The sequence below is a fragment of the Candidatus Endomicrobiellum pyrsonymphae genome (genome assembly GCF_020328025.1).
GTDB classification, from domain to species: Bacteria; Elusimicrobiota; Endomicrobiia; order Endomicrobiales; family Endomicrobiaceae; genus Endomicrobiellum; species Endomicrobiellum pyrsonymphae.
Map to the genome: position 1 here is coordinate 1 of NZ_JAIXMZ010000055.1, position 7,494 is coordinate 7,494.

The 7,494-nt window shown below is 39.3% G+C and carries 4 protein-coding genes and 1 pseudogene; 1 reads left to right on the forward strand and 4 read right to left on the reverse strand.

Features of this window, described 5'->3' with window-relative positions; all coding sequences use genetic code 11:
- The coding region (argS, locus tag LE180_RS05230) for an arginine--tRNA ligase (RefSeq protein WP_374134404.1) at positions 1–1,227 on the reverse strand (1,227 nt) is incomplete at its 3' end.
- Positions 1,224–1,724 (reverse strand): nitroreductase family protein, encoded by a 501-nt coding sequence (locus tag LE180_RS05235; RefSeq protein ID WP_374134405.1) that lies wholly within the window; start codon positions 1,722–1,724, stop codon positions 1,224–1,226. The genes argS and LE180_RS05235, both read right to left, overlap by 4 nt.
- A gap of 337 nt (positions 1,725–2,061) precedes the next feature.
- Here LE180_RS05235 and LE180_RS05240 point away from each other — a divergent pair, with 337 nt between their 5' ends.
- Positions 2,062–4,356: an ATP-dependent helicase gene (locus LE180_RS05240; RefSeq protein ID WP_374134406.1), complete on the forward strand. Its 2,295-nt coding sequence runs from the start codon at positions 2,062–2,064 to the stop codon at positions 4,354–4,356.
- A 28-nt stretch (positions 4,357–4,384) separates the two neighbouring features.
- On the opposite strand, the gene LE180_RS05245 is transcribed toward LE180_RS05240, so the two are convergent.
- Both LE180_RS05245 and LE180_RS05250 read right to left on the reverse strand, forming a co-directional pair.
- On the reverse strand, positions 4,385–5,572 hold the full coding sequence (locus tag LE180_RS05245) for an RtcB family protein (protein WP_374134407.1): 1,188 nt from the start codon (positions 5,570–5,572) through the stop codon (positions 4,385–4,387).
- A gap of 319 nt (positions 5,573–5,891) precedes the next feature.
- Positions 5,892–7,494: pseudogene (locus LE180_RS05250) on the reverse strand (hypothetical protein); the annotation flags it as partial.

Below are 7,494 nucleotides of genomic sequence, written 5' to 3' on the forward strand. Positions count from 1 at the left end.
CGGAGCGCGAAGTAAAAAGAAAAATCTACAGGCATCTTTGCCAACTTCATCGATAACGGCTTTTAAAGTTATAAACTCGCCTGTGCGCGTTGACATTGCAACGGGCTGACCATTTCTTACAAGAGAAACGAGTTGGTACAAAATAACACTTAAAGATTCTTTATTAAATCCAAGCATTTGAATGCAAGCTTTTATTCTTGCAACATATCCGTGATGATCTGCTCCCCAAAGATTTACAAGTTTTGAAAATCCTCTCTCAAATTTATTTTTATGATAAGCCACATCTGAAGCAAGATATGTATATCTGCCGTCGGATCTTTTCAAGACTCTATCTTTGTCATCGCCAAACTTTGTTGAAACAAGCCACAACGCGTTATCTTTCACATAGGCATCGCCTTTTGAGAGAAGATATTCGCACATTTTATCAACTTCAGTTTTACCGTCTTTGTCTTTATCAGCGGCTATTTTTCCCTCTGAAAACCAGTTGTCAAATTCTACAGCAAAGTCTTTTAAATCATTTTCTATCATTTTTAAAATATCTTTCACAGCTTCGCGTTTAAAATCTATTTCGCTTATGTCTTTATTTTCGGCAATCAAACGTTTCGCAATATCAATTATATAATCGCCCTGATAGTGATCTTTAGGGAAATCAATTTTCTCCCCCTTAAGTTGTCTGTAACGAATTTCTGTGGATTTTGCTAGAATTAACATTTGATTTCCGATGTCGTTTAAATAATATTCTTTTGATATATTATATCCGAGATGTTTTAATACCTTTGAGAGAGAATCTCCTATCGCAGCGCCACGTCCGTGACCTATATGTAATGGACCGGTGGGATTTGCCGAAACAAATTCCAGCATAACTTTTTCTTTATTGTTTTCAGGCAAACTGCCATATTTATCTTTTTCTTTAAGAATTGTAACAAGCTCTCTATAAAAAACTTCATTCTTAAGATGAAGATTTATAAACCCCGCGCCGGCTATTTCAGCTTTCTCTATAAATCCCGGCATTTCTTTAATTATGATACCTATTATTTCTTGCGCGACGATTTTTGGATTTGTCTTAATTTTCTTTGCTATAAGCATCGCGGCATTTACAGCAAAATCAGCATTGATGTTTTTGGGTGGGATTTCTACGCTAAATTTTATATCGTTTTCAATATTTTTACTATTTAAATATTTTGCAACTACATTATTTAAAGCCATTGTTACATTTTGCTTTATCATTTCCAAACCTCGTACTTAATCTTTTCAGGCTGCCATCTGTTTTTCGGCGGATTCTTGTCTGCAGACTTGCCTATAACAACTAGTGAAAAAGCTTTTATATTTTCAGGAAGATCAAAGAGTTTTTCTATAGCTTTCACTCTTTCTTCGTTTGAATAGATGCCGCACCAAACCGATCCATACCCTTTTGCAGTAGCTGCAAGAAGCATATTTTCCGTTGCCACAGCGCAGTCTTGCGGTAAATATCCACCATAAGCCGTATTTTGATCTCCAACAACTAAAATTGCAAGAGGAGCCTGCAAAATCATTTGCGCAGCTTGATGAACTTCTGCAATTTTCTTATACGTTTCCTTATCTTTTATCACCAAAAAAGAGCAACACCTTGTGTTTCTCGCGGTAGGCGCAGACATGGCCGCATGCAAAATATACTCCAAATCTTCTTGTTTAACGTCCTCGTTCGTATATTTACGAACGCTTTTTCTTTCAAATAAAATGTCCATTTTACCTCCCTTTACAGTTTTGGTATTATATCAAAATTTTAAGAAGATATGATATAATTGTCTTTGTACTTTTGTTAAACAAAACAAAAGTACCAAAAATTCTTGCCGCTGAGCTTCATTCGCTTCGTATTTTTTAGGCAATTTTAGAACTTGTGAAAAGTCTTATAAGATTTTATAGATAATTTCGTTTCAAAACAGCTGAAATTGTTGATTCTAAAAAATGCTCCACTCATAACCTCGCGCTCTAAGGCGGCACGGAACTATTACAAACCACCACCAAGATTCAAATTGAGTGAATATTTTACTATTTCAAATGATTTGATAGGATTAAAATAGAATGAAAGATTTATTAGCTAAGAATTTAAATCCTTCCCAGGCGGAGGCGGTCTTTTTCACTAAAGGACCTTTAATAATCTTCGCAGGAGCGGGAACAGGAAAGACTAGAGTCATAACTCACAGAATTGCATACTTACTTTCTTTAGGCGTTGCTCCGTGGTCTATTTTAGCTGTTACGTTCACAAATAAAGCCGCTACAGAAATGAAACAAAGGGTCAATGATTTAGCGCCTCAAGCAGGCGCAAATGTATGGGTATCTACATTCCACTCATTTTGCGCATATTTTTTGCGCGTTGAAGCTAAAAAAATTGAATTAAATCCCGATTTTTTAATATACGATTTTGCCGATCAGAAAAACGTAATAAAAGACTGCTTACAAGAACTAAACATTGACGAAAAGAAGTTTAAAATATCAACTATAGTCAATAAGATAAGCCGCGCCAAAGACGATTTAAAATCTTCATCAGACATGGCGGTCGCAGCCGACATTGATGACGACTTCGTTGGAACCACAACAGCTACGATCTATCAACTTTATCAAAAGAAGTTGGACAAGGCAGGCGCTTTGGACTTTGGCGACCTGATAATGCGTACAGTAATAGCATTGCAACAATACCCGGCGCTGCTTGAGCATTATCAAGAAAAATATAAATATATTATGGTTGATGAATACCAAGATACTAACCACGCGCAGTATATGTTTGTAAAACTGTTGGCAGGAAAGTATCACAACGTATGTGTCGTTGGGGATGATGACCAATCGATTTACTCGTGGAGGGGAGCGGATGTAACTAACATTTTGAATTTTGAAAAAGATTATCCGGATGCAAAATCTGTTAAATTAGAACAAAATTACAGATCTACTCCTAAAATTTTGACAGCAGCGGGGCAAGTTGTAAAACACAACAGCGAAAGAATAAACAAACAACTATGGACGCAAAACCCTGACGACGGATCTGTGTCGGTTGTAACCGCCGTAAACGAAAATGATGAAGCGGCAAAAGTTATAGATTTAATTTCGCTTAAAACGCTTAGAAATCAATATAATCTTTCAGATTTTGCAGTTTTTTACAGAACAAACGCGCAGTCTCGTACATTTGAAGAAGCATTTATAAAAGCAGGCATGCCTTTTGTCATCATAGGAACATTACGCTTTTATGACAGAGCGGAAATTAAAGACATTATGGCGTATCTAAAACTTATACACAATCCAAACGATAATGTGAGTTTTAAAAGAATTATTAACATTCCAAAAAGAGGAATTGGCAAAACATCTCTTGAATCTTTAGAAAAATTTGCAATTCTTAAAGATATATCTATTTGGCAAGCTATTCCCTTTGCACGAGAAGCAGGTTTAACAAAAAGCGCGGTAGAGGCGTTAAACTCTTTTAGGCAGCTTGTAAAAGCTTTTACAGATTTAAAAAATAACGCTTCTGTTAAAGAAATAGCTAAAAAAGTTATTACGTACTCAGGATATTCAAAAGATCTTGAAAATGAAAATACTCCCGAATCAAAATCAAAAATAGAAAATATACGTGAATTGGTTTCCGCAATTGACAATTTTGAACACAGGTCGACGGACAAAACTCTTGCCGGATATTTAACACAAGTGTCTTTAATAAGTGATATAGACTCTCTTGATGAATCTAAAGGGAAAGTTACCCTAATGACTCTTCATTTAGCAAAAGGCTTGGAATTCAACAATGTTTTTCTGTGCGGACTCGAAGAAGGATTGTTCCCAATAGGCAAATCTGCCTTTGATTCAGAAGATCTTGCTGAAGAAAGAAGACTGATGTATGTTGGTATGACAAGAGCAAGAAAACATTTATACTTGTGTTGGGCAACAGAAAGGACGGTTTACGGCGAAACTAAATGGAATATTATTCCCTCACGTTTTATCGAAGAAGCAGGATTTAAAGACGAGCTTGCTGAAAAAACGCAGGTTTTTCAAAAATCTCAAAATTTTGGACAAGGCTTTAACAGAACAAGATGGAACGATACTGGCAACAGCGGAGGCTATAAAAAATATGCAAAAATTGAAGTAAAGTATAGAAATGACAACTCGTACGATTACATGCCGTCTGATGATGAAATAATAAAAGATGCGCCGCTTTATGCGCCAACAGAAGATGCTAGCCCATACAAAATAGGAACGTTAGTTTCGCACCCTGTTTTCGGCAAAGGAAAAATTATTGAAAAAAACGGCGCGGGAAATGATTTAAAACTTGTAGTTTTGTTTGAAACAGGACAATGGAAAAAACTCCTAGCAAGAATAGCTAATCTTACTCTTGATTAACTAAGTTTATAGTCAAGGCATTTCGGCGTTATTTATCGGCTTTAAAGTTATACATTGGCAGCAAACGATGTGTTATATGCGCTGTTTCACCGATAAAATCTAGTATATCTTTAGTGGACTTATATGCCATTGGGCTTTCGTCGATGGTATTTTCATTTACACAACTAGACCAAATGTTTTCCATGCGTTTGCGATATTCATCTATCGATAGATCTTTCGCTTCAGTTCGAGACATTTTTCGTCCGCTGCCGTGAGGCGCAGAAAAATTCCACTCGGCATTACCTTCTCCAACTCCGATGATTGCGCCATCCGCCATGGAAAACGGAATCACCAACTGTTCGTCCTTTTGGGCAGATATCGCGCCTTTGCGTATTATTTTATGTTCAAAATCGATGTAATTGTGAATACTCACGACGGCTTTGACGGCTTTGAGCTTATTGTGGGCGACCTTAAGAAAATCGCATCCGATTTGAAACGCAATTAATGCGCGATTTACGCGAGCGCAGAGCTGCGCTACTTTCATATCGGCTATATAATTATCTGCGGCACGATCGGTCAGAAATTTTATGGGACTGCTGTCTTCTGTCCTTTTGTTAGCAAGATTTTGGTAATGGTTCGACACATATAATCCGAAACCGCGACTGCCGGTATGAATCATAAGCCAGCGAGATTTGTTTTTGTCCTTATCAATCTCTATGAAGTGATTGCCTCCGCCCAATGTTCCAAGCGATGCAAATGCTCGTTCAACAGGAAATCTGATTTTCGTTGCTACGACTCCAACCTTTTCCATAAATTCTCTGAAACTCACATCGTTATTTGAGACATATTTATAGGCCTCTTCGAGCATATCGTGGGTAGAAGGATTCACCTTTCTGCCAAACGGTATGTGCTTGCGGATATATTTATCCAATTTATCAAAAGCCACATCGCCAGGTCCTAGATTGTAGGCGTTCACTCCGCAACCAATATCAACTCTTATGATGGACGGTACTACGTACTCGTTGCATGTCGTTGTAAATCCAACAGTTGCGCCCTTACCAAAATGTACATCCGGCATAATTCGCACTTTCGTGTCCGCAAACATTGGATGATCCAGATATTGCAAAATCTGATCCTCGCACCCCATTTCAAGTGATTTGGCATACACTGTTGCCTGATTACATTTTCCATTTATTGTGATCATTTTCTCTTCTCTTTCGCTAAATCTTTTAAGCATTTTCGTACTGCGACATCGCTTCCTTTTCGTTTCTTATATCGATAACTTCTTCTTGTCAGTCTTATTAATCCGCGTGCCTTTCTTTTTCACTAACTATTTTTATCCCAACTGTTTTTCTCTCTGTCATACGTATCTTCTCCTCTGCTTTATTTTATCAAATTACATCAACAAACAACAATTTTTCCAATTTTATTGCTGTTCAATTTATTAGAACGCAATATTTTTAATTTCATGAATGTAAAACCCGAAGCGCGAAGACTTTTCAGACTAGTACAAAGATTTTTTATACTGTTGTTATCCTTCGTCGCCACCACCTGCCTCATTTCACATTCTTCATCGCCTCAAACGCCACCTTCTTCAGACCTATCATCGTATTCTTCACATTCTTCTCCAACGCCACCATTAGCGCCTGCCCTTTCCTATTTATCATCCTGTCCGCCACCACTGCCTGCACCATCTCCAAATTATTCGAAAAAGTAGAAGTATTCCTCTCCATCTCCTTCTCCCAATCCGTCCCCAGTAGCTGCTCCATCACATTTTTTTTCACCCGCTCATTTATTATCCAACTTACCGCAGCATCTATCTCGTGGTACGCGTGCCACATATCCCAACGTTCCTTTGCTTCCAGCAGTGGCGGTGGTGGCGTTATCATCTTATCAGCCTCCCTCGCCACCTCATAGTACTGCGTAAAATTACGCGCCAGTATATCCTGCGCCAACTTCGGCGACTTCTCCAACACCGTTGTCTTTAATATCTCATCCTCATCCATCAGTTTCGCTATCAATTCCTCCTCCGCTTGCGATATCCGCACCTTCAACGCTTCCTTCGCCGCCACCTCCATCGCCATCTCCTGCTCCTCTTGCACCTCTCCCCTCTCCTCGTACATCTCCTGAGACGCTTTCTTCAGCGCACAACTCTCCACCTCCTTCATCACCACACCTACCGTCTCCGTCAGATTCACAATGAATTTTTGTTGGTCGCCGAGATTGAGGTTGTTGTTACCGGCGTCCTCGTGTTGTGGTGGTGGTGTTCCGGGTGGTACGTCTGCTACTGGTAGATCATCAAGATTAGACAATAAATCTTCTGCAACAGGTGGTGATGGGAAGGTGCCTTGTGTTACTGGTGGTTGTCCTGGTAGTAGTGGTGGTGGTTGTATTACGACGACGGGTAGTGGTGCGCCACCTGTGCTTCCGCCACCGTATCCGACGTCGAAGTTGTTGTTACCGGTGTCCACGTGTTGTTGTTCAACAATGAGTGGTGGTACGTCTGCTACTGGTAGATCATCAAGATTAGACAATAAATCTTCTGCATCAGGTGGTGGTGGGAAGGTGCCTTGTGTTACTGGTGGTTGTACGCCACTTTGTGATTTTGGTACTGCTACTGTTGATTTTGGTACGCCACCGACACCACCGAGGTCGCCACCAGCACCGGCACCTTGTAGTGGTGTTTTCTCATCTTGTGGTTTAGATTTATATGGGGGAATAGGAAATCGGTATTGTCCTTGTGTTTGTCCTTGTTGTTGTGGTGGTAGTACGCCTCGTGTCCAAAACCAATTTGCTTGTTGTATTTGTTGTTGGTGTTGTTGTTGTTCTTGTTGGTGTTGTTGTTGTTCTTGTTGGTATTGTTGTTGTTCTTGTTGTAGTTGTTGTATTCGTTGTTTGTGTAGTTCTATTTGTCGTTGGTTATCAACTTGTCCTTGTTGTTGTAGTAGTTGTATTTGTTGTTGGTGTCGTTGTATTCGGTCTTGGTATTGTTGTTGGATACCAACTGACCATTGTGATTGTCCTACGCCTTGTGGTTGGTTACCAACTTGTCCTTGTTGTTGTACGCTACTGTAAGGTTGCGAAGACCAATTTGAATTTGACCAATTTGCTTGTTGTTGTTGTACGCTACCTTGTGCTACTTGCGCTTGTCCTGGTAGC